Here is a 26894-nt window from a genome sequence, read left to right as displayed (position 1 = left end):
CTACTCCACACTCACCGTTCGGGGGTGAGCGTGGCGACGTTCCGGCAGGTGCAATGGTCGGGCACTACCGGTTTTCCCGCCCCGCACGGCACGGTCCACCCTGAAGGCGGGGACTTTCGGGCGGTGCCGGTTCCGCCGCGGGTGGGGGCGGGGGCGTCGATAAGCGCACGCTGCAGGAATGTGCCCTGCACGTGTCGGTGAGTGTCGCTAAACTCGGTAACGATCGACCGCGGAGAAACGCGGTCGCATCGGGACACATGAATTCAATCCGAGGAGATTATTGTGACAACCCGCGTTGGCATCAACGGCTTCGGCCGCATTGGTCGTAACTTCTACCGCGCCGTGCTCGACCGCAGCCAGGACATCGAGGTCGTCGCCGTCAATGACCTGACCGACAACAAGACCCTGTCCACGCTGCTCAAGTACGACTCCATCCTGGGCAAGATCGATGGCGAGGTCGAGTTCGACGACGAGTCGATCACCGTCGGTGGCAAGCGCATCGCCGTCTCCGCCGAGCGCGACCCGAAGAACCTCGACTGGGCCGCCCACGACGTCGACATCGTCATCGAGTCCACCGGCTTCTTCACCGACGCCGAGGCAGCCAAGGCCCACATCGACGCCGGCGCCAAGAAGGTCATCATCTCCGCCCCGGCGAAGAACGAGGACGCCACCTTCGTCTACGGCGTCAACCACCAGGACTACGACCCGGAGAACCACAACGTCATCTCCGCCGCGTCCTGCACCACCAACTGCCTCGCCCCGATGGCGAAGGTCCTGGACGAGAAGCTGGGCATCGAGAAGGGTCTCATGACCACGATCCACGCCTACACCGGTGACCAGCGTCTGCACGACGCCCCGCACAAGGACCTGCGTCGCGCCCGCGCCGCCGCCGTCAACATCGTGCCCACCTCCACCGGCGCCGCCAAGGCCGTCTCCCTGGTCCTGCCGCAGCTCAAGGGCAAGCTCGACGGCTACGCCCTCCGCGTCCCGGTGATCACCGGTTCCGCCACCGACCTCACCTTCACCGCCTCCCGCGAGACCACCGTGGAGGAGGTCAACGCCTTCATCAAGGAGGCCGCCACCGGTGAGTACGGCGAGACCCTGGCCTACACCGAGGACCCGATCGTCTCCACCGACATCGTCACCGACCCGCACGGCTCCATCTTCGACGCCGGCCTGACCAAGGTCATCGGCGACCAGGTCAAGGTCGTCGCCTGGTACGACAACGAGTGGGGCTACACCTGCCAGCTGCTGCGCCTGACCGAGCTGGTCGCCAACAAGCTCTAGGTTCCACCACCGCATTCCTCCCCGCCACGGCGACGGGGGAGTGCACCCCATGCGGCCCGGGGTGTGCCTCGGCACACACCGGGCCCCATGTCTATCCGCACCATCTCCCGAAGACCATCCCGCTGACACGCTAGGAGTCCCCATGACCGTCAAGACCCTGCAGGATCTGCTCGACGAGGGCGTCGAGGGCCGCCACATCCTCGTCCGCTCCGACTTCAACGTCCCGCTCAACGACGCCGGTGAGATCACCGACGCCGGCCGCATCACCGCCTCCCTGCCCACCCTCCAGGCACTGGTCGAGGGCGGCGCCAAGGTCATCGTCATGGCCCACCTCGGCCGCCCGAAGGGTGAGGTCAACTCCAGGTACTCCCTCGCCCCGGTCGCCGAGGCCCTGTCCGAGGCCCTCGGCCAGTACGTCGCCCTGGCCGGCGACGTCGTCGGCGAGGACGCCCACGAGCGCGCCAACGGCCTCACCGACGGTGATGTCCTCCTCCTGGAGAACGTCCGCTTCGACCCGCGCGAGACCTCCAAGGACGAGGCCGAGCGCGGCGAGTTCGCCGACCAGCTCGCCGAGCTGGCCGCCGACAACGGTGCCTTCGTCTCCGACGGCTTCGGCGTCGTCCACCGCGCCCAGGCCTCGGTCTACGACGTGGCCAAGCGCCTCCCGGCCTACGCCGGCACCCTGGTGGAGAAGGAGATCTCCGTCCTGGAGAAGACCGCCACGCAGCCGGAGCAGCCCTACGTCGTCGTCCTCGGCGGCTCCAAGGTCTCCGACAAGCTCGGCGTCATCGAGGCACTGGCCGGCAAGGCCGACAAGATCGTCATCGGCGGCGGCATGTGCTACACCTTCCTCGCCGCCCAGGGCCACAACACCCAGAAGTCGCTCCTCCAGGAGGAGATGATCGACACCTGCAAGGACCTCCTCGAGCGCTTCGGTGACAAGATCGTCCTCCCGGTCGACCTCGTCGCCGCCGCGGAATTCTCCGCAGACGCCGAGCACAAGGTCGTCGGCCTCGACGAGATCCCCGAGGGCTGGCTGTCCCCGGACATCGGCCCGGAGTCCGTGAAGAAGTTCGCCGACGTCCTCGCCACCTCCAAGACCGTGTTCTGGAACGGCCCCATGGGTGTGTTCGAGATGGAGCCCTTCTCCAAGGGCACCGAGGGTGTCGCCCGGGCCATCATCGACGCCACCGCTGACAACGGCTCCTTCTCCGTCGTCGGCGGCGGCGACTCTGCCGCCTCCGTCCGGGTCCTCGGCCTCGACGAGGACGGGTTCTCCCACATCTCCACCGGTGGCGGCGCCTCCCTCGAGTTCCTCGAGGGCAAGGAACTGCCGGGCGTCTCCGTCCTCGACCGCTAACCACACCCTCCTTCCCGAAAGGAGTGCCCCTCACATGGCACGCACCCCCCTCATCGCTGGCAACTGGAAGATGAACCTGGACTTCAAGCAGTCCATCGCCACCGTCCAGAAGCTCGACTTCGCCCTGCCGAAGGAGTACTACGAGAAGGTCGACGTCGCCGTCACCGTCCCGTTCACCAGCATCCGCTCCGTGCAGACCATCGTCGACGGCGACAAGATGAAGATCACCTACGGCGCCCAGGACGTCTCCGAGCACGCCTCCGGCGCCTACACCGGTGAGGTCTCCGCCGAGATGCTCGCCGCCCTCGGCTGCACCTGGGTGGTCGTCGGACACTCCGAGCGCCGCCAGTACCACAACGAGACCGACGAGCAAGTCGCCGCCAAGGCGGCCGCCGCCCTCGGACAGGGCATCAGCCCGATCGTCTGTGTCGGCGAGCCCCTGGAAATCCGCGAAGCCGGCACCCACGTCGACTACGTCGTGGACCAGACCCGCGCGTCACTGGCCGGCCTCGACGCCGATCAGCTGGGCAGGACCGTCATCGCCTACGAGCCCGTGTGGGCCATCGGCACCGGCAAGGTCGCCTCCGCGGCCGACGCCCAGGAGGTCTGCGCCGCCATCCGTGGCCTCGTCCGCGAGCTCGCCGGTGACGAGGTCGCCGACGGCATCCGCATCCTCTACGGCGGTTCCGTCAAGACCGACTCCGTGGCCGAGATCGTCGGCCAGCCCGACGTCGACGGCGGCCTCGTGGGCGGTGCCTCGCTCGATGGCGAGGACTTCGCCAAGCTCGCCGCCAACGCCGCTTCCACGGTCAACTAACCCGGCTCCGACCAGCAAAGGACACCCCCTCACGTGACTGACCGCGATCATCTGCAGGAAGACATCCGCTACCTCGGCCGGATCCTCGGCGAGGTGATCGCCGAGCAGGAGGGTGAGGAGGTGTTCAACCTCGTCGAGCACGCCCGCCAGCAGGCCTTCGAGGTGGCCAAGGGGAATGCGGAACTCGAGGTCCTGGTGGACCTGTTCCGCAACATCGAACCCGCCCGGGCGACCCCGGTCATCCGGGCGTTCAGCCACTTCGCCCTCATGGCCAACCTCGCCGAGGACATCCACGACGACGCGAACCGCGAGGCCATCCTCGACGAAGGTGGCCCCGCCCCTGACTCGACCCTCGCGGCGACGTGGGACAAGCTGGCGGAGGCGGGGGTCTCGGCCCACGAGGTGCGACGCGCCCTCGACGGAGCGCTCGTCGCCCCGGTCCTCACCGCCCATCCGACGGAGACCCGCCGGCGCACCGTGTTCGACGCCCAGAAGCACATCACCGACCAGATGCGTGCCCGCCACGTCATCCTCGACGCACCCGAGACCGCCCGGACACCCGCCCACCTTGCTGCCATCGAGCAGGACATCCGTCGGCGCATGACCATCCTGTGGCAGACCGCCCTCATCCGCGTCGCCCGGCCCCGCATCGAGGACGAGATCGAGGTCGGCCTGCGCTACTACGCGCTGTCCCTGCTCAAGGAGATCCCGGCCATCAACCGGGACGTCCGGGACCGGCTGCAGTCCGACTTCGGGGCTGACCCGACCCGGGCCATCGTCCGCCCCGGATCCTGGATCGGCGGCGATCACGACGGCAACCCCTTCGTCACCGCCGACACCCTCGACTACGCCTCCCGCCGTGCGTCCCAGACGGTGCTGCGGTACTACGCCACCCAGCTCCACGCCCTCGAACACGAGCTCAGCCTCTCCGACCGGATGACCGGGGTGACCGTGGAACTGGTCGCCCTGGCCAAGAAGGGCCGCAACGACGTGCCCAGCCGCGTCGACGAGCCCTACCGCCGTGCCGTCCACGGCGTCCGCGGCCGCATCCTGTCCACCACCGCCGCGCTGGTCGGAGAGGACGCCGTCGAAGGCAGCTGGCACCGCGACCACGCCCCCTACGATGACCCCGCCGCCTTTGACGCGGACCTGGCCATCATCGACGCCTCCCTGCGCGCCTCCCACGACGAGATCATCGCCGACGACCGTCTGGCACAGATCCGTTCCGCCGTGGACAGCTTCGGTTTCCACCTGTACTCCATCGACCTGCGCCAGAACTCCGAGAGCTTCGAGGCGGTCCTCGACGAGGTGTTCGCCACCGCCTACGTGCACCCCCACTACTCGGCGCTGACCGAGGAGGAGAAAGTCGAGCTGCTCACCGCCGAACTGCGCACGCCGCGTCCCCTGGTGCCACGCGGCTACCGGGACTTCAGCGAAGCCACCCAGCGCGAGCTCGACCTGTTCACCCAGGCGGCGCAGTCGGTGCGGCATTTCGGCGAGGAGATGATCCCGCACCAGATCATCTCCATGGCCACCTCCGTCAGCGACATCCTCGAGCCGATGGTCCTGCTCAAGGAGGTGGGCCTCATCCGCGCCGCCGGCGACACCCCGACCGGCAGCGTGGACATCATCCCGTTGTTCGAGACGATCGACGACCTCGAGGCCGGCGCCGGGATCCTCCGCGAACTCTGGGACCTGCCCCTCTACCGCGCCTACCTGGCGCAACGGGGTGACATCCAGGAGGTCATGCTCGGCTACTCCGACTCCAACAAGGACGGCGGTTACTTCGCCGCCAACTGGGCGCTCTACGCCGCCGAGATCGAGCTCGTCGACACCGGCCGGGACCGCGGGGTCCGGCTGCGCCTGTTCCACGGCCGCGGCGGCACCGTCGGCCGCGGTGGCGGACCCTCCTATGAGGCGATCCTCGCCCAGCCCAAGGGAGCGGTCGACGGCTCCGTCCGCATCACCGAGCAGGGCGAGATCATCTCCGCCAAGTACGGCTCCCCGCGCAGTGCCCGCCGGAACCTCGAGGCGCTTGTCTCGGCGACGCTGGAGGCGAGCCTGCTGCCCGTCGATGACCTCACAGACCGGGACCGGGCCGTGGAGATCATGACCCACCTGGCCCGTTGCAGCCGGGAGAAGTACGCCTCCCTCGTCCACGACGACCCCGGCTTCATCGAGTTCTTCACCCAGTCCACACCGCTGGGGGAGATCGGGTCGCTCAACATCGGCTCCCGCCCGTCGGCCCGCAAGCAGACCTCCGCCGTCGACGATCTACGCGCCATCCCCTGGGTGCTCGCCTGGTCCCAGTCCCGCGTCCTGCTGCCGGGCTGGTTCGGCGTCGGCACCGCACTGGCGGACTTCATCGGCGAGGGCGAGGACGCCGAACAGCGCTGCGCCGAACTGCGCAGCCTCTACGAGAACTGGCCGTTCTTCGCCTCCGTCATGTCGAACATGGCGCAGGTGATGAGCAAGGCCGGCATGGAACTCGCCGAACTCTACGCCCGGCTTGTCGACGACCGCGACATCGCCGACCGTATCCATCGCACCATCGCGGACGAGTTCGCCCTCACCCGCGCCATGTTCGCCCGCATCACCGGCAGCGAGGACCTCCTCGCCGACAACCCGATGCTCGCCCGCTCCGTGCGCCGCCGCTTCCCCTACCTGCTGCCCCTCAACATCATCCAGCTGGAGCTGCTGCGACGTCACCGGGCCGGTGACAGCCGCGACGCGGTCGCCCGTGGCATCCAGCTGACCATGAACGGACTGGCCACCGCGCTGCGCAATTCCGGCTAGGTGCTGGTGTACACTGGTCCGAGGTTTCACGCCGTCAACATCGAAGGATCTCCATGCTGCTCGCCCTCCAGATCATCCTCGTGATCACCGCCGTCCTCATGACGGTGTTCGTCCTGCTCCACAAGGGCAAGGGTGGCGGCCTGTCGAGCCTCTTCGGCGGCGGCGTCCAGTCGAATCTCTCCGGCTCCACCATCGTGGAGAAGAACCTCGACCGGTACACGATCCTCATGGCCGTCATCTGGATCGCCTGCATCGTCGCGCTCAACCTGCTGCAGGCCTACGGCGGATAACTCCCGTAACCGCAGAACAACGTCCCCCCGACATTCCCGTGTCCGGGGGACGTTCCCGTGTTGAGGGTAGGCGGTATGAGCACCTCACACCGGGACTTCCTCCGCTCGCTCCCGTCCCTGACCGCGCACGCACCCGCACTGCCGACGGTGCTGCCGGATGATCCCGTCGACCTGTTCATCGACTGGCTCCGCCGGGCGGTGGCCGCGGGCGTGCCAGAACCCCACGCCGCGACCCTGTCCACCGTGGGCGAGGGCGGGGTGCCGGACGGCCGGGTGCTCATCCTCAAGGACGTCGACGAGCGCGGGTGGGCCTTCGCCGGCACCGCGGGCAGCCGGAAGGGGCGGCAGCTCGCCGTGCACCCGGTGGCGGCGATGACGTTCTGGTGGCCGGCCCAGGTCCGGTCGGTGCGGGTCAGCGGTCGGGTGGTCGAGGCGTCGGCGGCGGAGACCGCGGCTGACCTCGCCGCCCGGAGTGAGGCCGCGCGCAGCGGGGTCGATGCGGGGGACTGGCGTCTGTGGCGCCTCGTCCCGGTCCGCATCGAGTTCTGGCAGGGCTCAGCGGATCGCCGTCACCACCGGATCATCTATGAACGGTAGGCTACAGCCGGGTGGCGGCGTCGTCCGTGACGTAGAGGACGGTCTCCTCCGAACCCTCAGCACCCGCGGCGGGCCAGACCTCCGGGTTGGCGCGGGCGACGATCTGGGCGGCGGCCTCGGCCTTGTCGGCACCGGAGACGAGCAGCCACACGCGGCGGGCGCGCGCGACGGCCGGCAGGGTGAGGGTGACGCGTCCCGGCGGGGGCTTGGGGGAGTCGTCGACACTGAGGACCAGGCGCTCGGTCTCCCGGACAGCCGGGGTGTGGGGGAACAGGGAGTTGATGTGTCCCTCATGTCCCATGCCCAACAGGTGCAGGTCGAAACCGTCCGGGGCGACGTCGCGGACGGTCTGCTCGTAGGCGGTCGCCGCCTCCGCCATGTCCACCGATCCCAGGCCGTAACCGTGGATGTGGTCGGCGGGGATGTCCACGTGGTCGAGCAGAGCCTCGCGGGCCTGGCGTTCGTTGGAGTCCTCATGGTCGAGGGGGACGTTGCGTTCGTCGCCGAAGAAGACGTGGATGCGGGACCAGTCGATCTCCTCGGCGCGTTCCCGGATCTTCTCCAGCAGGCCGATGCCGGCTCCGCCGCCGGTGAGGACCACCCGGGCGGAGGCGGTCCCGTCGGACTGGACGTCGCGGACCAGGTCGATGAAGGCTGCGGCGGCCTCGTCAAGCAGGGAGGTGAGGTTCTCGGTGCGGGCGACGGTGACCATGAGGTGTCAGTCCCTTTCGTCGGTGACGGTGACGCGCGGGAGGCCGCGCAGTGCGTTGGCGTAGGCGAGATCGGGGTCGAGGTGACGCAGTTCCTCGGAGAGGCAGTCGGCATCGGAACGGATGACCATGGACACCAGTGACTCCGGGCGACCCGGGAGGGCGACCCGGACGGTGCGGTGGTCGAGGACGTCGACGGTGAGCGGGCCGGAGGCCCGGTCGAAGCGGAGGTGGCGGACGGGGAACACGCGGTCGTCGTCAAGCGGGGCGGTGATGACGCGGGTGACGGGGACCCCGAGGCGGTCGGCGAGCCAGCCGGCGGCGATGTCCACTGACGGGGTCCCGGCGGGCCCGGAGAGGGTGACCGCCTCGACGGGCTCGTGCGGGTGGCGGTCGAGGGTGGAGGCGACGATGCCGCGCCAGCCGGTGATCTTCGACCACATCATGTCGGAGTCGCCCGGGGCGTAGGTGTCGCGCAGGCGGGTGAGGATGTCGGCGGTGACGTCGTGCGCTGCGTTGGTGATGCGACGCTGCGCCAGCTCACCGATGGGGTGCTCGGAGGGGTTGTCGGGGGCGGTGGTCGGCCACCACGCGACGACCGGGGTGTCCGGCAGCAGGAGGGGAGTGACCACCGACTCGAGGTGGTGGGTCAGCTCACCCGTGAGCCGCATGACCACCATCTCGGAGGCGCCGGCGTGGCCGCCGACACGCACCTCGGCGTCGAGGTGGGTGTCCTCGTCCGCGTCGCCGGTGAGCAGCACGATGACACGGGCGGGGTGCTCGTGGGAGGCGTCCCGGGTGACGGAGTTGATGTGGTCGACGTCGTCCTCGGCCGAGGCGACGACGATGAGGGTGAGCACACGCCCGGTGATCTGGGAGTTGGACTCCCGGGCCTCGAGGAGGCTGGCGGCGATCTTCCGGGTGGTGGTGTGCGGCAGGTTGATGATCATGGTGGCCTTTCTGCCTGATTAGGGACGGCGCCAGGTGCGGCCGGTGCGTTCGAGCATGCGGTCGGCGCTGGCCGGCCCCCAGGTGCCCGCGCGGTACCCGTCGGGGCGGCCCTGCGCGGCCCAGTAGTCGAGGATGGGGTCGAGGATCTCCCAGGAGAGCTCGACCTCCTCGTTGGTGGGGAACAGGCTGGGCTCGTCGAGGAGCACATCGAGGATGAGCCGCTCATAGGCCTCCGGGGATTCCTCGGTGAAGGCCTCCGCGTAGGAGAAGTCCATGTTGACGTCGCGGACCTCCATGGCGGAACCGGGCACCTTGGACCCGAAGCGCATGAGCACGCCCTCGTCCGGCTGGACGCGGATGACCACGGCGTTCTGGCCGAGCGAGGTGCGCTGGCTCTGGGTGAACGGCTGGTGCGGCGCCTCCTTGAACACCACGGCGATCTCGGTGACGCGGCGGCCGAGGCGCTTGCCGGTGCGCAGGTAGAACGGCACGCCCGCCCAGCGGCGGGAATGGATCTGCAGGGTGCAGGCGGCGTAGGTCTCGGTGGTGGACTCCGGGTCGAAGCCCTCCTCCTCCCGCAGGCCGATGACCGGCTGCGAGCCCTGCCAGCCGGCGGTGTACTGGCCGCGGGCGGTGGTCTTGTTCAGCGGGTACACCGGGGAGGTGGCGCGCAGGACCTTGACCTTCTCCGCCTGCAGCTCGGTCGGCTCGAAGGCGACCGGCTCCTCCATGGCGATCAGCGCCAGGAGCTGGATGAGGTGGTTCTGGATGACGTCCCGGGCGGCGCCGATGCCGTCGTAGTAGCCGGCGCGGCCACCGAGACCGATGTCCTCGGCCATGGTGATCTGTACGTGGTCGACGTAGTGGGAGTTCCACAGCGGGTCGAACAGCTGGTTGGCGAAGCGCAGCGCCAGGATGTTCTGCACCGTCTCCTTGCCCAGGTAGTGGTCGATCCGGAAGACGGCCTTCTCGGGGAAGACCGCGTTGACCACCTGGTTGAGTTCCCGGGCCGTCTCCTGGTCGTGGCCGAAGGGCTTCTCGATGATCACCCGCCGCCACGAGTCCTCGCCCGCCTCCGCGAGACCGGAACGCTGCAGCTGGTGACACACGTCGGAGAAGTAGTCCGGCGGGACCGAGAGGTAGAACGCCCAGTTCCCGGCGGTGCCGCGGGTGGTGTCCATCTCCGCGAGGGTGGCCGCCAGCCGGTCGAACCCGGCCTCGTCGAAGTTGCCCTCGACGAAGTGGGCACCCTCCGCCAGCCGCTCCCACACGTGCTCCCGGAACTTCGTGCGCGCCCCGGCCTCGACGGCCTCGCGGACGTAGTCCTCGAAGTCCTGCTTCGACCAGGTGCGGCGGCCGAAGCCGACGAGGGTGAACCCGGCGGGCAGCAGGCCGCGGTTGGCCAGGTCATAGATGGCGGGCAGCAGTTTCCGGCGCGCGAGGTCACCGGTGACGCCGAAGATGACCATGCCCGACGGGCCGGCGATCTGTGGCAGCCGTTTGTCGTCCGCGGCGCGGAGCGGGTTGACCCAGTCGGGAGTGGTGGCGGTCATCAATCAACGTCCTTGCGGTCGGGGCTGGCGGGGTGGTTACTGGAGCTGGGTGGCCATGGAGTCGAGCAGTTCCTGCCATGCGGACACGAACTTGTCGACGCCCTCCCGCTCCAGCACCGCGAACACGTCCTCCAGGTCGACGCCGACGGCCACGAGATCCTCGAAGACCTGCTGGGCCTCATCGACGGTGCCGTTGAGGGTGTCGCCGTGGAGGCCACCCTGCTCGAGCACGGCGTCGATGGTCGCCTCCGGCATGGTGTTGACGGTGTCGGGTCCGGCGAGCTCGGTGACGTACATCGTCGCCGGGTACTCGGGGTTCTTCACACCGGTGGAGGCCCACAGGGGACGCTGCACGTTGGCGCCCTCCGGCAGGTCGCTGCGGCCGATGTCCTGGAACACGGCGTAGGCGCGACGGGCGTTGGCGACACCGGCCTTGCCACGCAGGGCCAGGGCCTGCTCGGTGCCGATCTCCTCGAGGCGGCGGTCCACCTCGGTGTCGAGGCGGGAGACGAAGAAGGACGCCACGGAGTGGATGCCGGAGACGTCGTGGCCGTTCTCCTGCGCGCGGCGGACGCCCTCGCGGTAGGCGGCGATGACCTCCCGGTAGCGGGCGACGGAGAAGATGAGGGTGACGTTGACGGAGATGCCCTCGGCCAGGGCGTCGGTGATCGCCGGCAGGGAGTCCTGGGTGGCCGGGATCTTGATCATCACGTTGGGGCGGTCGACCTTCTTCCACAGCTCCTTGGCCTGGGAGAGGGTGGCGTCACGGTCGGCGGAGATACGCGGATCAACCTCGATGGAGACGCGGCCGTCACGGCCGTCGGTGTCCCGGTAGATGTCGGTGAACAGGTCGCAGGCCTCGCGCACGTCGTCGATGGTCATGGCGTAGACGGCCTCGTCGAGGGCGGCCTTGTCGGCCTTGAGGGCGGCGATCTGCTCGTCGTAGGCGGTGCCCTTGCTCATGGCGGCGGCGAAGATCGCCGGGTTGGTGGTGACACCGACGATGGACTTGGTGTCGATGACCTCCTGCAGGTTGCCGGTGCGGATGCGGTCGCGGGAGAGGTCGTCGAGCCAGGTGGAGGTGCCCAGCGAGGCGAGCTCGTCAATGTGGGTCATGGGGATGTCCTTTACAGGTGCGGGTGGGGTGTCGGGGTGGGTGCGGACAGGTTACTTCGAGGCGGCGATGGAGTCCCTGGCAGCGGTGACGACGGCGTCGTCGGTGATGCCGAACTCGCTGAACAGGGTCTCGAACGGGGCGGAGGCGCCGAAGTGCTCGAGGGAGACGTTGCGGCCGGTGGTGCCGGTCCACAGGTGCCACGGCATGGCGATGCCGGCTTCGACGGACACGCGGGCGGTGACGGCCGAGGGCAGGACCGACTCGATGTAGTCGGCGTCCTGCTCCTGGAACCACTCCATGCACGGCATGGACACGACGCGGGCGGCGATGCCCTCGTTCTCCAGGGTGGCGGCGGCGCGGACGGCCAGCTGCAGCTCGGAGCCGGTGGCCATGAGGATGACGTCCGGGGTCTCCTTCGAGCCCTCGACGAGGACGTAGGCGCCACGACGCACACCCTCGGCGGCCTTCTCCTTCGTGCCCTCCAGGACCGGGATGTTCTGGCGGGTCAGGGCCAGGCCCTTCGGGGACTCCTTGTACTCGAGGGCGGCGGCCCAGGCCTGGACGGTCTCGTTGGCGTCACCCGGGCGGATGACGGACAGGCCCGGGATGGCGCGCAGGGCGGCCAGGGTCTCCACCGGCTGGTGGGTCGGGCCGTCCTCGCCGAGGCCGATGGAGTCGTGGGTCCACACGTAGTAGACGTCGGACTCCATGAGCGAACCGAGCCGGACGGCCGGGCGCATGTAGTCGGAGAAGATGAGGAAGGTGCCGCCGTAGGGGCGAGTCGGGCCGTGCAGGGCAATGCCGTTGAGGATGGAACCCATGGCGTGCTCACGGATGCCGAAGTGCAGGTTGCGGCCGTAGGGCTCCGCGGACCAGGTCTCGGTGGAGATCTCCTCCGGGCCGAAGGACGGTGACCCCTTGATCACGGTGTTGTTGGAGCCGGCGAGGTCGGCGGAGCCGCCCCACAGCTCGGGCAGCACGGCACCGAGGGCCTGGAGGGCGGCCTCGGAGGCCTTGCGGGTGGCCAGGCCCTTCTCGTCGGCGTCCCAGGTCGGCAGCTCGTCGCGCCAGCCCTCGGGCAGCGTCCGGGCGACGAGGCGGTCGAACAGTTCCTTACGCTCCGGGTTGGCCGTCGCCCAGGCGTCGAACTTCTCCTGCCAGGCGGCGTGCTTCTCGGCGCCACGGTCGACGAGCTTGCGGGTGTGGGCCAGGACCTCGTCGTCGATGTGGAAGTGCTGCTCGGGATCGAAGCCGAGGACCTCCTTGGTGGCGGCGACCTCCTCGGCGCCGAGGGCGGCACCGTGGGAGGCGCCGGTGTTCTGCGCGTTGGGTGCCGGGTGGGCGATGACGGTGCGCACGCGGATGAAGGTCGGGCGGGTGGTGTCCGCCTTGGCGGCGACGACGGCGGCCTCGATGGCGGCGACGTCCTCACCGCCCTCGATGGTGATGGTCTGCCAGCCGTAGGCGTCGTAGCGGGCGGTGACGTCCTCGCTGAAGGCGATGTCGGTGTTGTCCTCGATGGAGATGTTGTTGTCGTCGTAGAAGACGATGAGGTTGCCCAGCTGCTGGGTGCCGGCTAGGGAACTGGCCTCGGAGGTCACGCCCTCCTGGAGGTCACCGTCGGAGGCGATGACGTAGATGAAGTGGTCGAAGGGGGACTCGCCGGCCGGGGTCTCCGTGTCGAAGAGGCCGCGCTCGCGGCGGGCGGCCATGGCCATGCCCACGGCGGAGGCCAGGCCCTGGCCGAGCGGGCCGGTGGTGATCTCGACGCCGCGGGTGTGGTGGACCTCCGGGTGGCCCGGGGTCAGGGAGCCCCAGGAGCGCAGCTCCTTGAGGTCCTTCATCTCCAGTCCGAAGCCGCCGAGGAACAGCTGCAGGTACTGGGTCAGCGAGGTGTGGCCGCAGGAGAGGACGAAACGGTCGCGTCCGACCCAGTCGACGTCGTTGGGATCGAGGTCCATGACGCGCTGGTAGAGGGTGTAGGCCAGCGGAGCCAGCGACATGGCGGTGCCCGGGTGGCCGGAGCCGCAGTTCTCGACGGCGTCGGCGGCGAGGATGCGGGTGGTGTCCACCGCGCGGGTGTCGACGTCGGTCCAGTCGGTGGGGTAGCGACGCTCGGTCAGAGCCTGCAGGTCGGGCGACAGAGTCACGGGAGTGTCCTCACTATGGGGTCGGGATCAGGGTGTTTGTGGCTACCGCACGTCGGCTCGACCCGGTGGGCGAGTGACGGCGGTTCGCGTCATCGTCCACCTTAGTGCGGATCGGCCGCCGGTTGTGTTCCACCCGGCACAATCGGAACGCAATGGTAGTACGAATCACGGTGTCAGGATGCTGCCACGGTCCTTGGGGCGGGGGATTGCGGGCCCGTGCAACCCGGGCGGTAGGATGACGGCGCTGGACCACGTCCATCGAAAGAATGATGTGGAGCGTCGGGAACTATCGGTTCGCCGCGCCCGACCAGTCTGGAGTGGCCGGGCCGCCGAGAGTGGCCCCCGCATCCTGTCGTATCGCCAAACCCCGCTGTTGGAGGAAGCTTCCTTGGAGACAATCAAGGCTTACGTTGCACTGACGAAGCCGAGGGTCATTGAGCTGCTCCTCGTCGCCACGATCCCCGCCATGCTGCAGGCCGATCGTGGAGAGAACAACATCGTCCTCATCCTGCTCACCGTCGTGGGTGGCTGGATGGGTGCGGCCGCCGCCAACACCTTCAACATGGTCGCCGACTCCGACATCGACCAGAAGATGGGACGCACCCGGGCCCGCCCGCTGGTGCGCAACAAAGTGTCCAACCGCAACGCCACCATCTTCGCGTGGACGATGCTCATCATCTCCGTCCTGTGGCTGGGCCTGTTGTGCGGATCCTGGCTCGCGGCGTTCTTCATCGTCCTGACCAACTGGTTCTACATCTTCGTCTACACCAAGTGGCTCAAGCGCAGGACCTGGCAGAACATCATCTGGGGCGGGGCCGCCGGCTGTATGCCGGTCATGGTCGGCTGGGCCGTCATCGTCGACAACCTTCCCGAGGGAGTTCCCGCCCAGTGGTGGCAGGCGATCGTGCTGTGGCTCATCGTCTTCTTCTGGACCCCGCCGCACACCTGGGCGCTGGCCATGAAGTACCGGGACGACTACGAGCGCGCGGGTGTGCCGATGCTGCCCGTCGTCCGCAAGCCGGTCGAGGTCACCCGGCAGATCGTCTGGTACACCGTCGCCACCGTCGTGGTCAGCCTGCTGATCGTGCCCGCCGCCTCCTGGATCTACCTCGGCGGCGCGCTCGTCGGCGGCCTGTACTTCCTGTGGATGGCGATCGTGCTGCACCGCGGCGTCGTCCGGGGCGAGGCCGTCAAGCCACTCAAGCTGTTCATCCTCTCGAACAACTACCTCGCGCTCGTCTTCGTCGCCCTGTCCATCGACGCCGTCCTCGGGTGGGAGACCATCGGCGAGATGCTCGGCTGGACCACCACCTTCTTCTAGCTTCTCCCGGTCACTCGCGTACCCGGAGGACGATCGAGCCGGTTGTCTTGCGGTCCTGCAGGTCCCGGTGCGCCTGTGCCGCCTCGGCCAGCGGGTAGGAGCTGGAGATCCGGAACGACAGGGTGCCGTCGACGACGGCCTGGGTCACCGCCTGCGCCCGCATGCGGAACTCGCCTTCCCCGGAGGTCCAGGCGCCTATCGACGGCCGCGTGAGAAAGATCGACCCGTGCGTGTTTAGCAGCTGCGGGTCGAACGGCAGCACCGCGCCGGAGGCCGCCCCGAACAGACACACCGTGCCCCGGGGACGGACCGCCTCCAGCGACTCGTTGAAGGTGTCCTTACCCACCCCGTCATACACCACGTCCACGCCCTGGCCGTTGTTCCGACGGCGCACGACCTCAGCGAGATTGTCTCGAGTAGCGGAACACCTCCGTCGCGCCGGCCTCGAGGGCAAGCTGCTCCTTCTCATCGGTGGAGACGACGGAGAACACCCGGGCGCCCTTCGCGGCCGCCATCTGGGTGACCAGCAGACCGACGCCGCCGGCGCCGGCGGTGATGAGACAGGAGTCCCCCTCCTGCAGGTCGTACACGCCGTGGGTGAGGTAGTGGGCGGTGATGCCCTGCAGCAGCATGGAGGCCGCCACCTCCGGGCGCACCCCCTCGGGCACCGCGACGAGTCGGTCACGGGGGACGCAGACCTGTTCCGCATAGGAGCCGAAGGCGTCGCACCAGGCGACGACGGTGCCCTCGGCGATCTCGCCGCGGGGGTCATGCACCACCCGGCCCGTGCCCTCCATGCCGGGGACGAACGGCGTCGTCGCGTGGTAGACGCCCTCGCGGTAGTACGTGTCGATGTAGTTGACGCCGGCCACCTCGACGTCGACAAGCACCTCGCTCTCGGAGGGGACAGGCGCGTCGATGTCGCGCAGCGTCAGGACCTCAGGGCCCCCGGTCTCAGTGATCTGGATTGCCTTCATGGCATCCAGGCTAGCTACCTCTCGGCGGTGACGACGGAGTTTTCCTCCGCCGGGGTGAGCCGACGCTGGCCGTGGGCGTAGAGGAACGCGGAGAAGGCGACGACGACGGACGACATCGCGATGTGGGCCGGAATGGTCCAGCGGGGGATACCCAGGTTGAACTGGATGATGCCGATGGCCCACTGGACCATGATCATGAAGACGAGCACCCAGGCGGTCCGCTTCGCCGCCTGCGACGCCGCGCCCTTGTACAGCAGCCACATCACGGCCAGGGTGGCGGCGAGATAGACGTACATCGTGCCGGCGTGGATGTAGGCCATGAGCTCGATGTCCACGTCCAGGCGGCCCTCCATGCCCACCCCGTCATCACCGGCGTGGACACCGGCACCGGTGACCATCGTGCCGGTGACCAGCACGACGGACAGGCAGACCGCGGCGACGACGGTGAGGGTGCGGATGACCGGAGCGAACATCCGCACCGGCTCCTCATGGTCCGGCTCCGCCAGCCGCATGTACAGCAGCGCGGCGATCCACACGAGGATCATCGACGGCAGGAAGTGGATGGCCACGGCCCACCACTTGAGGTCGAGCAGGACCGAGATGCCGCCGATGACGGCCTGGATCGCCACGCCGATACCGGAGACGAAGGAGTAGATGATGATCTCCCGGCGCCGGCCGGCCCGAGCACCGCCACGAACACCGCGATGGCGATGGCGGCGAGCACGAAGGTGAGCAGGCGGTTGCCGAACTCGATCGCCTGGTGCAGGGCAGGTGCCGCGCCCTGGACCGGAACGAGAGAGCCCTCGTGGCAGTTGGGCCACGTGTCGCAACCGAGACCGGAGCCGGTCACGCGGACGATGGAGCCGGTGACGGTGATCGCACCCTGGGCAAACAGCAGGATCATCGCGAGGATGCGCTGGACCTTCAGCGACGGGCCCTTCGTGCGGTCAGGGGTGGAGTTCGTGGCGGTCGAGGCGGTGGAAGTCACGGCCCTCACCCTACCTGTCAGGCCAGCGTAGGGGCCAATTCCTGGGGTGTCCCGGAGGTGGTGTATGCCACTGCCCGATCAGGAGGAGAAGCGGAACCATTTCACGGCCGCAGCCGACGCCACCACGGCCCAGCCGGTGAGGACGACGAGTTCACGCCAGGGGACGCTCCCGTCGAAGGCGAGGGTGAGCCCGGAGGCCAGCGCGACGGAGGGGATGAGGGTGTACCAGCCGGCGTCGTCCAGGCCCTGGGAGTAGAGTACCCAGCCGACGGTGCCGACCAGGATCACCCAGATGAGGTTGGCCAACGCCAGGACGAGTTCCGCCGGCAGCGTCCCGCCCATGAGCAGCCCGAGGGCGGTGAATGCGGCGACGCCGACCAGAAGCACCACCACGCCGAGCAGAAGACCGGCCGGGCTCACCCGCCACCCCAGCAGCAGGGCGGTGCCGCCGAGCAGCACGGCCTGCAGGGCCGCCATGACGGTGACGGCGATGACCTTCCCGGCGATGATCGTCGCAGCCGGAACTCCCGAGGCGCCGGTGCGCTTCAGGGCGCCGTAGCGGCGGTCGAAGGCCAACGCGATGGCCTGGCCGGTGAACCCCGAGCTGGTGGTGGCGATCGCCAGCATCATCGGGAAGATTTCGGTGACCCCGCGGTCCTCACCGAGCAACGGGATCCGGGCGGCGATGACGAGCATGGCCAACGGGATGATGATGCTCAGCAGCTGCTGCTCGCCGTGGCGGAGGAAGAGGATCGTCTCCATCCGCCCCTGGGCGGCGATCATCCGGGACCGGGTTGCCCGCTCGGGGGCGGGGGTGAAGGTGCCCGGGGTGAATCGGGTGTCGGTGATCTCCGTCATGTCAGCTCCTCAGGCTCCGGCCGGTGATGTCGAGGAAGACGTCCTCGAGGCTGCGGTGGTCGACGTCGAGTCGGCGGACGAGTACACCCTGGTCGGCCGCGGCCAGGGTGAGTGCCGAGATCAGGTCCGGGGTCGCGTCCGCGGATATCCGGTAGCTCAGGGGGCGCACGGCCTCCAGGGGTGCGGTGTCGGGCAGGGTCCGTGTCACCTCGGCCAGGGCCCGGTCGAGGTCGAGCGGGGTGTCGGTCTCGAAACTCACGCGTCCGGACGTGGCGTGACCCGCGGTGAGTTCGGCGGGCGTGCCCGAGGCGACAACGCGACCCCGGTCCATGATGACGATGCGGTCGGCGAGCGCCTCGGCCTCGTCCATGAGGTGCGTGGTGAGGATGACGGTGACGCCGTCGGCGCGCAGGGCGGTGACGAGATCCCACACCGCCAGCCTCGACTGGGCGTCGAGACCCGCGGTGGGTTCGTCGAGGAAGACCAGCTCGGGTCGGCCGATGAGCGCCAGCGCGAGGGACAGGCGCTGCTGCTGGCCACCGGAGAGGCGCCGGTACGTGGTCCGTCGTACCCCCTGCAGGCCCAGGATGTCCATGAGCCACTCGGGGTCATGGGGGTCGGCGTTGTACGCGGCCGCGAGCCGGAGCATCTCGGCGACCCGGATACCTGAGTAGGAGCCGCCACCCTGGAGCATGATCCCGATGCGGCGGCGCACCTGGTCGGGGGAGCGGACCGGGTCGATGCCCAGGACGCGGATCTCACCGGAGGTGGGGCGGGTGAAGCCCTCGCACATCTCGATGGTGGTGGTCTTGCCGGCACCGTTGGGTCCGAGCAGGGCGAGGATCTCACCGCGGGCGGCCGTCAGGCTGAGGTGGTCGACGGCGGTGGTGTCGCCGAAGGTGCGGACAACGTCGCGTAATTCCAGTGCTGCACCGTGGGCGGCAGCCGACGTGTCCGACGCCGTCGGGACAGACGTCTCCCCGGATCCATCAAAAGGTGTAGCCACGGTGAATCAGTGTAGGCCAAGCACTCTTCGCCGCCTCAACAGCCACCATCCGAGCGCGACGACGGCGGCGAAGGAGAGTGCGGAGCCGACGTAGATGGACAGGACGGTGTCGGGTGGCAGGGACAGGCCCCGGGGGAGGACGAAGAAGCTGAAGGCGGCGGAGTAGACGACCACCGCGATCCGGAACAGGGGGCGGTTGGCCCAGGCTGCCAGGGGCAGGATCGCCCAGAGCATGTACCAGGGATGGACAACGGGAAAGAGTAAGACGAGGACGAAGGTGGAGACTCCGAGTCCGCCGACGGGGTGGATGGTGCCGCGGAAGGTGGCGAAGAGCATGCGGATGAGGAAGCCGGCGGCCACGATGACCCCGGCCGCCCGGGTGAGGAGGAGAATGGCGTCGGTGTGGTCACCCAGCCCGAGCAGCATGCCGAAGAATCCCGAGACGACGCCCACATTCGTGGTCATGGACATCCAGCTGCGGATTGTCGCCGCCCCGCCCTGACCGGTCACCCAGCCGAGGCCGATGCCGGTGGCGGCGGTGATGACGGCGATGGTGGCCACGAGCAGCACCATCTGCACCGCGACGGCGATGAGGATCGCCACCGCCGGGTGGCGGCCGACCCGCAGGAGGTGCCGGGCGAGATTCATGCCCACGAACCCGAGCGCGAGGAAGCCGGTCACCTTGACCATGCCGGCGCAGGCGATGAGCACGGCCGAGACGATGATGAGCCAGGCGCCCGCCCGGGGGTCGACTGCCCGGCCGTTGCGCCCGCCGAGCAGGTCCACGCCGCGCAGGCCCAGCTCCATGCCCACGAGCATGAGGCCGAGCAGAATCGCCTCATTGTGGATACCGCCGATGAGATGGAGGATGGTCAACGGATTGAGCAGGCCCAGCCACAGCGCGGCCACGGGGTTGACCCGGCAGCGGCGCGCGAGGCGGGTGATCGCCCACCCCACGGCGATGAGGCCGACGAGGGAGAGCATCCGGTGCCCGATGACCCCGAGGATGATGGAGTCGCTGGTGATGCGGCTGATCATCGACGCCAGCCACAGTGCGACCGGGCCGTAGGGGAAGGGGAGTGCGACCAGATGAACGGCACCGACCGGGCCAGCGGATCCTCCGGGCCGAGCAGGTCGACCGGGCCGGCGGCGTAGGGGTCCATGCCCCGGGCGACGATCGAGCCCTGCGCCAGATAGGAGTAGATGTCCTGGGTGAACAGCGGCGCGGTGAACAGGATTGGCAGCACCCACGCGGCGAAGGTCCGCTTGAGGCTGGAGGTGGTCACCGTGGGTTGGGAACCGGCGCTTCTCGACGCCCCCACGAACGGCGCCATGAGCACCCACGCGAGAACGAGCAGACCGACACCGACCAGCACCAGCACGGACGAGGTCTGCAGCATCCGCGACATCAGCGTGCCCACCGGCAGGGAGCCGTAGGGGTTTCCCACCACCGGCAGCGCGCCGGCGCCGAGCGCGCCGAGTCCGATGAGCAGGGCACCGGCGGTGCCGGTCAGGCGCAGGACCTGGAAGCGGGTGAGTTCCCGGACGCCGGGCCGCCCGGCTGCCACCCGCGTGGAACCCTCCTGGTGGAGGGAGGCGGCCCGTGACCCGGCGGACCCGAGCCTCGGCAGGTCCGAGGTGAGGTCGCGGAGGATCGTCGGTCGTCGTCGTTGCACACGGTCAGTGTAGCCAGCCACTGGTTGGACAGCGGGAATGAATTAGGGAACACTTGTGTTGTCGAAAGATAGAACCCGCAGATGTGGGTTCGCTGTCGATAGACACGAGCACTCAGGAGGTGACGGCAGTGGTGGACCATCAGACCGACGGCGACACCCGACGCCAGATCACGCTCATGCTGCTCAAGCATGCACCGATCACCGCCTCGGACCTGGCGGAACGACTGGAGATGTCCGCCGCCGGTATCCGGCGTCACCTGGACATCCTCGTGGCCGAGGGCCTCGCGGAGCAGGACGCCCGCCGTCCCCGTCCGGCCGGCACCCCGAGCCGCGGACGGCCTGCGAAGGCCTTCCGTCTCACCGAACGGGGTCATGTCCAGTTCGGGCACTCCTTCGATCAGCTGGCGGCCGACGCCCTCGACTCCCTCCGGGAGGCCGGGGGCCAGGACGCGGTCCGCGCCCTGGCCCGCCGACGAATCCGGCGGATCGTGGAAGGAATCGAACCGGCGACCGACGATCCGGAATCCGTGCAGCGGGTGGCCGCCGAACTGGCGGAGGCCTTCGACCGGCACGGATACGCCGCGACGGTCAACGAGGCCGGCCACGGTGTCCAGATCTGCCAGCACCACTGCCCGGTGGCCAGCGTGGCGGCGGACCACCCGGAACTGTGCGAGGCCGAGCATGAGACAATTTCCTCTCTGGTCGGCGTGCACGTCCAACCCCTGGCCACCATCACCGGTGGGCACGGGATCTGCACCACGAACATCCCCCTGACCCCGTCTCCCACACAGACACCCACATCCCAGAAGAAAGGAGCGGATCATGACCCAGGCAACGCAGAACACCGGGATCCCCGGCGCTGACACCCCGATGAACGATGACCAGATCATCGAGTCCATCGGTCCGTACAACTACGGCTGGCACGATTCCGACGAGGCCGGCGCCTCGGCCCGCCGTGGCCTCAGCGAAGAGGTCGTCCGCGACATCTCCGGCAAGAAGAATGAGCCGCAGTGGATGCTCGACCAGCGCCTCAAGGCCCTGAGCATCTTCGACCGCAAGCCGATGCCCACCTGGGGTGCTGACCTGTCGGGGATCAACTTCGACACGATCAAGTACTTCGTCCGCTCCACCGAGGGTCAGGCGCAGTCCTGGGAGGATCTGCCCGAGGACATCAAGAACACCTACGACCGCCTGGGCATCCCGGAGGCCGAGAAGCAGCGTCTCGTCGCCGGCGTCGCCGCGCAGTACGAGTCGGAGGTGGTCTACCACCAGATCCGTGAGGATCTGGAGGAGAAGGGTGTCATCTTCGTCGACACCGACACCGCCCTCCAGGAGCACGAGGAGCTGTTCCGCGAGTACTTCGGCACCGTCATCCCGGCCGGCGACAACAAGTTCTCCGCCCTCAACACCTCTGTGTGGTCCGGTGGCTCCTTCATCTACGTGCCCAAGGGTGTCCACGTGGACATCCCGCTGCAGGCCTACTTCCGCATCAACACGGAGAACATGGGCCAGTTCGAACGCACGCTCATCATCGTCGACGAGGACGCCTACGTCCACTACGTCGAGGGTTGCACCGCCCCGATCTACAAGTCGGACTCGCTGCACTCGGCGGTCGTGGAGATCATCGTGAAGAAGGGTGGCCGCTGCCGCTACACCACGATCCAGAACTGGTCGAACAACGTCTACAACCTGGTGACCAAGCGCGCCAAGGCCGAAGAGGGCGCGACCATGGAGTGGGTCGACGGCAACATCGGCTCCAAGGTGACCATGAAGTACCCGGCCGTGTGGATGACCGGTCCGCACGCCCGCGGCGAGGTCCTCTCCGTCGCCTTCGCCGGCGAGGGACAGTTCCAGGACACCGGCGCCAAGATGACCCACATGGCGCCGTACACCTCCTCCAACGTGGTGGCCAAGTCCGTCGCCCGTGGCGGCGGCCGCTCCGCCTACCGCGGTCTGGTGCAGATCAACGCCAACGCGCATCACTCCACCTCCAATATCGAGTGTGACGCCCTGCTGGTGGACAACATCTCCCGCTCGGACACCTACCCCTACAACGACATCCGCAACGACCACGTGACCCTGGGCCACGAGGCGACGGTGTCGAAGGTCTCCGACGAGCAGTTGTTCTACCTCATGTCCCGCGGCATCGCGGAGGAGGAGGCCATGGCGATGATCGTCCGTGGTTTCGTCGAGCCCATCGCCAAGGAACTGCCGATGGAGTACGCGCTCGAGCTCAACCGACTGATCGAACTGCAGATGGAAGGATCGGTGGGCTAGAACCGATGACGACAGCACTGACCAACCCCGACACCAACCCCGTCGGAAACGCCACCCCGCACAACAACAAGGGTGACGTGTTCACCTCCTTCAATGTCGAGGACTTCCCGGTCCCCGGCGGCCGCGACGAGGTGTGGCGTTTCATCGCCCTGCGCCGCATCCGCGGCCTGCACAACGGCACCTTCGCCGAGGCCGTCGAGCAGGACGTGCGCGTCGACGTCCCGTCGTCCGCTCCCGCCGACGCCGTCACCGTGGAGACCCTGCAGCCGGGCGATGCCCGCCTCGGCCGGGCCGGCGCACCCGCCGACCGGGTCGCCGCCCAGGCCTGGACCTCCATGCCCTCCGCCCAGTTCGTCGGGTTCGCCCGCAACACCGCCGTCACCGAGCCGGTCGTCGTCACCGTCACCGGACGTGGTGAGGGGGTCACCTCCTTCGGCGCGACCGTCATCGAGGTCGCCGACGGCGCCGAGGCCACCGTGGCCCTGAACTACCGCGGCACCGGCACCCACGCCGACAACGTGGAGATCAACGTCGGCGACAACGCCCGCCTCACCCTCATCGTCGACGCCCAGTGGGACAACGACGCCGTCCATCTGTCCGGGCAGATCATCCAGCTCGGCCGCGATGCCGTCCTGCGCCACAACGTGGCCACCTTCGGCGGCGAGATCGTCCGCATCGTCCCGCGCGTGTCCTTCACCGCCCCCGGCGGCAACGCCGAGATGCTCGGCGTGTACTTCGCGGACGACGGCCAGTACTTCGAGAACCGGCTGCTCGTGGACCACTCCGTCCCGAACTGCCGCTCCAACGTCATGTACAAGGGTGCCCTGCAGGCGGATCCGTCCTCCGAGCGGACCGAGGCCCGCACCTGCTGGGTCGGTGACGTCCTCATCCGCGCCGCCGCCCACGGCACCGACACCTACGAGGTCAACCGCAACCTGCTGCTGACCGAGGGGGCCCGCGCCGACGCGATCCCGAACCTGGAGATCGAGACCGGTGAGATCGCCGGCGCCGGACACGCCGCCACCGTCGGCCGTTTCGACGATGACCAGGTCTTCTACCTCATGGCCCGCGGCATCCCGGAGGCCGAGGCACGACGCCTCATCATCCGTGGCTTCTTCTCCGAGGTCATCAACCGCATCCCGGTCGAGGCCATCCGGGAGGAACTCGAGCAGCGGGTGACCACCGAGCTCGAGTCCGTCCACGCCTAGACACGACCAGTCACGTATTCACCTCAGAACCGAAAAGAGCCTGCTCAACGATGTCCACTCTCGAAATCAAGAACCTCCACGCCCAGGTGCTCCCGGCCGACGAGACGGCCGAGCCGAAGCCGATCCTCAAGGGCGTCAACCTGACCGTCAACTCCGGTGAGACCCACGCCATCATGGGCCCGAACGGCTCCGGCAAGTCCACCCTGGCGTACACCATCGCCGGCCACCCGCGCTACGAGATCACCGAGGGCGAGGTGCTGCTCGACGGCGTCAACGTCCTCGATATGGAAGTCGACGAGCGCGCCCGCGCCGGCCTCTTCCTCGCCATGCAGTACCCGACCGAGATCCCGGGTGTGTCCTCCTCCAACTTCATGCGTTCCGCCGTCTCCGCCGTCCGCGGCGAGGCCCCGAAGCTGCGTGAGTGGGTCAAGGAGCTCAACGGTGCCCGCGAGAACCTGCAGATCGACAAGTCCTTCGGCGAGCGTTCCGTCAACGAGGGTTTCTCCGGCGGCGAGAAGAAGCGCCACGAGGTCCTTCAGCTCGGCCTGCTCAAGCCCAAGTTCGCCGTCATGGACGAGACCGACTCCGGCCTCGACGTCGACGCCCTGCGCATCGTCTCCGAGGGCATCAACCGCTACCAGGAGGAGACCGACGGTGGCATCGTCCTGATCACCCACTACAAGCGGATCCTCAACTACGTCCAGCCCGACTTCGTGCACGTCTTCGCCGACGGCCGGATCGTCACCACCGGTGGCGCGGAACTCGCCGACCAGCTCGAGGCCGACGGCTACGACCAGTTCGTCCGATGAGCCGGACCCTCAACGTCGAGGAGATCCGGGAGCAGTTCCCGATCCTGTCGCGCACGGTGCGTGACGGCCGACCCCTCGTCTACCTGGACTCCGGCGCGACGTCGCAACGCCCGCTGCCGGTGTGGCGTGCGGAGGAGCAGTTCGTGCTCCACACCTTCGCCCCCGTCCACCGTGGCGCCTACCAGCTCGCCGAGGAGGCGACCGACGCCTACGAGGACGCCCGCGACAAGATCGCGGCGTTCGTCGGGGCGCAGGGCCACGAGATCGCGTTCGTGAAGAACGCCACCGAGGGCCTCAATCTCATCGCCTACACCCTCGGCGACGACCGGGCCGGTGCATACCAGGTGACCGAGGGCGACACCGTCGTCATCACCGAACTGGAGCACCACGCCAACCTGGTGCCCTGGCAGGAACTGTGCCGCCGCACCGGTGCGACCCTGAAGTGGTACAAGGTGACCGAGGACGGTCGCATCGACCTCGATTCGCTCGAGCTCGACGAGACCGTCAAGGTCGTGGCCTTCACCCACCAGTCGAACGTCACCGGTGTCGTCGCGGACGTGCCGGAGATGGTCCGCCGGGCGAAAGAGGTCGGTGCCCTCACGGTGCTTGACGCCTGCCAGTCGGTCCCGCACATGCCCGTGGACTTCCACGAGCTCGACGTCGACTTCGCGGCGTTCTCCGGTCACAAGATGTGCGGCCCCACCGGCGTGGGCGTCGTCTACGGGAAGGCTCCGCTGCTCGACGAGCTGCCGCCCTTCCTCACCGGCGGCTCCATGATCGAGGTCGTGACGATGGAGGGCACCACCTTCGCCGCCGCGCCCCAGCGTTTCGAGGCCGGCACCCAGATGACCAGCCAGGTCGTCGGGCTCGGCGCCGCCGTGGACTTCCTCACCGAGATCGGCATGGACACCATCCACGCCCACGAGCAGGACCTGACCGCCTACGCCCTCGAACGGCTGCAGACGGTCCCCGGCCTGCGGATCGTCGGCCCCACCACCGCCGAGATGCGCGGCGCCGCCGTCGCCTTCGACGTCGAGGGGATCCACCCCCACGACCTCGGCCAGGTGCTCGACAGCCAGGGCGTGTGCATCCGCGTCGGCCACCACTGTGCCTGGCCGGCCCACCGCGCCCTGTCTGCGCAGTCGACGGCCCGGGCCAGCTTCTACCTGTACAACACGCGTGAGGAGATCGACGCCTCTCGTCGACGCCGTCCTCCACGCCCGGGACTTCTTCGGGGTGAACTAGATGAACCTGGAATCGATGTACCAGGAAGTGATCCTGGACCACTACAAGAACCCGCAGCACGCCGGGCTCCGTGACCCCTTCGAGGCAGAGGTCCACCACGTCAACCCCTCCTGTGGCGACGAGCTGACGCTGCGGGTGCAGCTGTCCGCGGACGGTTCGGTCGTCGAGGACGTCTCCTACGCCGCGCAGGGCTGTTCCATCTCGCAGGCCTCCACCTCCGTCATGGCGGAGGAGATCATCGGGCAGGACGTGGACACCGCCATGGCCAAGCTCGCCGAGTTCGAGCAGATGATCACCTCCCGCGGCACGAGGAAGGCGATGACGAGATCATCGGCGACGGCATCGCCTTCGCCGGCGTGTCCAAGTATCCGGCCCGCGTCAAGTGCGCGCTGCTGGGGTGGAAGGCCTTCCAGGCCGCCACCGCCGACGCACTCACCGAAAGGGAGAAGAAATGACCGACGAGAACACCCCTGAGACCCTCGACGTCACTGACCAGGACCAGGCCAACAGCGACGCCGCCGTCTCCTCCGGCAACTTCGACGGTGCCCGCACCAAGCCGGAGCAGACCGAGGAGCAGAAGGCGCTGGCCTTCGACATCGAGGAGTACATGCGCGATGTCATCGATCCCGAGCTCGGCATCAACGTCGTCGACCTCGGCCTCGTCTACGACATCTGGGTCGAGGACCAGGAGGGCGACAACGTCGCCGTGGTCAACATGACGCTGACCTCGCCCGCCTGCCCGCTCACCGACGTCATCGAGGACCAGGCGGAGTCCGCTGTCGTGGGCAACGGCATCGCCGACAAGCTCGAGCTCAACTGGGTGTGGATGCCGCCGTGGGGCGCCCACATGATCACCGAGGACGGCCGCGAGCAGCTCCGCGCCCTCGGCTTCGCCGTCTGA

Annotated in this window: 19 protein-coding genes and 5 pseudogenes; 14 read left to right on the top strand and 10 right to left on the bottom strand. The window is 68.5% G+C overall.

All coding sequences use genetic code 11. The features are described from left to right. Positions 1-282 precede the first annotated feature (282 nt). From gap to QP029_RS11315, 6 genes are all read left to right on the top strand, one after another. Positions 283-1287, top strand: a complete 1005-nt coding sequence (gene gap, locus QP029_RS11340; protein ID WP_284874393.1) for a type I glyceraldehyde-3-phosphate dehydrogenase — start codon at positions 283-285, stop codon at positions 1285-1287. A gap of 142 nt (positions 1288-1429) precedes the next feature. After that, the gene (gene pgk, locus QP029_RS11335) at positions 1430-2647 is read left to right on the top strand and encodes a phosphoglycerate kinase (RefSeq protein ID WP_284874392.1); all 1218 of its coding nucleotides are present in this window, start codon (positions 1430-1432) and stop codon (positions 2645-2647) included. 34 nt (positions 2648-2681) lie between these two features. Beyond that, entirely contained in the window at positions 2682-3464 is a 783-nt protein-coding gene (tpiA, locus tag QP029_RS11330) for a triose-phosphate isomerase (RefSeq protein ID WP_284874391.1), read from the top strand. 33 nt (positions 3465-3497) lie between these two features. Continuing rightward, a complete protein-coding gene (gene ppc, locus QP029_RS11325) occupies positions 3498-6260 on the top strand; it encodes a phosphoenolpyruvate carboxylase (protein WP_284874390.1) in 2763 nt (920 codons plus the stop codon). A gap of 53 nt (positions 6261-6313) precedes the next feature. Further along, positions 6314-6550, top strand: a complete 237-nt coding sequence (gene secG, locus QP029_RS11320) for a preprotein translocase subunit SecG (protein WP_284874389.1) — start codon at positions 6314-6316, stop codon at positions 6548-6550. 75 nt (positions 6551-6625) lie between these two features. Beyond that, positions 6626-7147: a pyridoxine/pyridoxamine 5'-phosphate oxidase gene (locus QP029_RS11315; RefSeq protein WP_284874388.1), complete on the top strand. Its 522-nt coding sequence runs from the start codon at positions 6626-6628 to the stop codon at positions 7145-7147. Between the two features lies 1 nt (position 7148). On the opposite strand, the gene pgl is transcribed toward QP029_RS11315, so the two are convergent. From pgl to tkt, 5 genes are read right to left on the bottom strand one after another with little or no spacing between them, the layout of a single operon-like run. Continuing rightward, on the bottom strand, positions 7149-7859 hold the full coding sequence (gene pgl, locus QP029_RS11310) for a 6-phosphogluconolactonase (RefSeq protein WP_284874387.1): 711 nt from the start codon (positions 7857-7859) through the stop codon (positions 7149-7151). A 6-nt stretch (positions 7860-7865) separates the two neighbouring features. Continuing rightward, positions 7866-8807, bottom strand: a complete 942-nt coding sequence (locus tag QP029_RS11305) for a glucose-6-phosphate dehydrogenase assembly protein OpcA (protein ID WP_284874386.1) — start codon at positions 8805-8807, stop codon at positions 7866-7868. An 18-nt stretch (positions 8808-8825) separates the two neighbouring features. Beyond that, a complete protein-coding gene (zwf, locus tag QP029_RS11300) occupies positions 8826-10361 on the bottom strand; it encodes a glucose-6-phosphate dehydrogenase (RefSeq protein ID WP_284874385.1) in 1536 nt (511 codons plus the stop codon). 36 nt (positions 10362-10397) lie between these two features. Further along, on the bottom strand, positions 10398-11477 hold the full coding sequence (tal, locus tag QP029_RS11295; protein WP_284874384.1) for a transaldolase: 1080 nt from the start codon (positions 11475-11477) through the stop codon (positions 10398-10400). Between the two features lie 51 nt (positions 11478-11528). Further along, positions 11529-13628 (bottom strand): transketolase, encoded by a 2100-nt coding sequence (gene tkt / locus QP029_RS11290; RefSeq protein ID WP_284874383.1) that lies wholly within the window; start codon positions 13626-13628, stop codon positions 11529-11531. Positions 13629-14016: 388 nt separating this feature from the next. Here tkt and QP029_RS11285 point away from each other — a divergent pair, with 388 nt between their 5' ends. Further along, the gene (locus QP029_RS11285) at positions 14017-14949 is read left to right on the top strand and encodes a heme o synthase (protein ID WP_284874382.1); all 933 of its coding nucleotides are present in this window, start codon (positions 14017-14019) and stop codon (positions 14947-14949) included. Positions 14950-14959: 10 nt separating this feature from the next. On the opposite strand, the pseudogene QP029_RS11280 reads toward QP029_RS11285, so the two are convergent. From QP029_RS11280 to mptB, 5 genes and pseudogenes are all read right to left on the bottom strand, one after another. Next, positions 14960-15926: pseudogene (locus QP029_RS11280) on the bottom strand (quinone oxidoreductase family protein). Between the two features lie 14 nt (positions 15927-15940). After that, positions 15941-16830 (bottom strand): annotated as a pseudogene (locus tag QP029_RS11275) (COX15/CtaA family protein). A 162-nt stretch (positions 16831-16992) separates the two neighbouring features. Next, positions 16993-17772 (bottom strand): ABC transporter permease, encoded by a 780-nt coding sequence (locus QP029_RS11270; protein WP_284874381.1) that lies wholly within the window; start codon positions 17770-17772, stop codon positions 16993-16995. A gap of 1 nt (position 17773) precedes the next feature. Further along, complete coding sequence (locus tag QP029_RS11265; RefSeq protein WP_432418680.1) at positions 17774-18778, bottom strand: ABC transporter ATP-binding protein; 1005 nt, start codon at positions 18776-18778, stop codon at positions 17774-17776. A 6-nt stretch (positions 18779-18784) separates the two neighbouring features. After that, a pseudogene (gene mptB, locus QP029_RS11260) lies at positions 18785-20454 on the bottom strand (polyprenol phosphomannose-dependent alpha 1,6 mannosyltransferase MptB). A 176-nt stretch (positions 20455-20630) separates the two neighbouring features. Here mptB and QP029_RS11255 point away from each other — a divergent pair. The 7 genes and pseudogenes from QP029_RS11255 (at position 20631) to QP029_RS11225 (ending at position 26894) form a co-directional block, all read left to right on the top strand. Further along, complete coding sequence (locus tag QP029_RS11255) at positions 20631-21317, top strand: helix-turn-helix transcriptional regulator (RefSeq protein ID WP_284876235.1); 687 nt, start codon at positions 20631-20633, stop codon at positions 21315-21317. Then, a complete protein-coding gene (gene sufB / locus QP029_RS11250; protein ID WP_284874380.1) occupies positions 21277-22731 on the top strand; it encodes a Fe-S cluster assembly protein SufB in 1455 nt (484 codons plus the stop codon). Before QP029_RS11255 ends, sufB begins: the two co-directional genes overlap by 41 nt. A 5-nt stretch (positions 22732-22736) precedes the next feature. Further along, the gene (gene sufD, locus QP029_RS11245; protein ID WP_284874379.1) at positions 22737-23939 is read left to right on the top strand and encodes a Fe-S cluster assembly protein SufD; all 1203 of its coding nucleotides are present in this window, start codon (positions 22737-22739) and stop codon (positions 23937-23939) included. 50 nt (positions 23940-23989) lie between these two features. Next, positions 23990-24748: a Fe-S cluster assembly ATPase SufC gene (gene sufC, locus QP029_RS11240; RefSeq protein ID WP_284874378.1), complete on the top strand. Its 759-nt coding sequence runs from the start codon at positions 23990-23992 to the stop codon at positions 24746-24748. After that, positions 24745-25993: pseudogene (locus QP029_RS11235) on the top strand (cysteine desulfurase). The gene sufC and the pseudogene QP029_RS11235 overlap by 4 nt, the downstream one beginning before the upstream one ends. Beyond that, positions 25994-26448 (top strand): annotated as a pseudogene (sufU, locus tag QP029_RS11230) (Fe-S cluster assembly sulfur transfer protein SufU). After that, entirely contained in the window at positions 26445-26894 is a 450-nt protein-coding gene (locus QP029_RS11225; protein ID WP_284874377.1) for a metal-sulfur cluster assembly factor, read from the top strand. Before sufU ends, QP029_RS11225 begins: the two are co-directional and overlap by 4 nt.

The sequence above is a fragment of the Corynebacterium suedekumii genome, assembly GCF_030252185.1.
In the GTDB taxonomy this organism is placed as follows: Bacteria; Actinomycetota; Actinomycetes; order Mycobacteriales; family Mycobacteriaceae; genus Corynebacterium; species Corynebacterium suedekumii.
The sequence above is the reverse complement of the archived record's forward strand: the minus strand, read 5'-3'. Positions and strand labels throughout refer to the sequence as shown.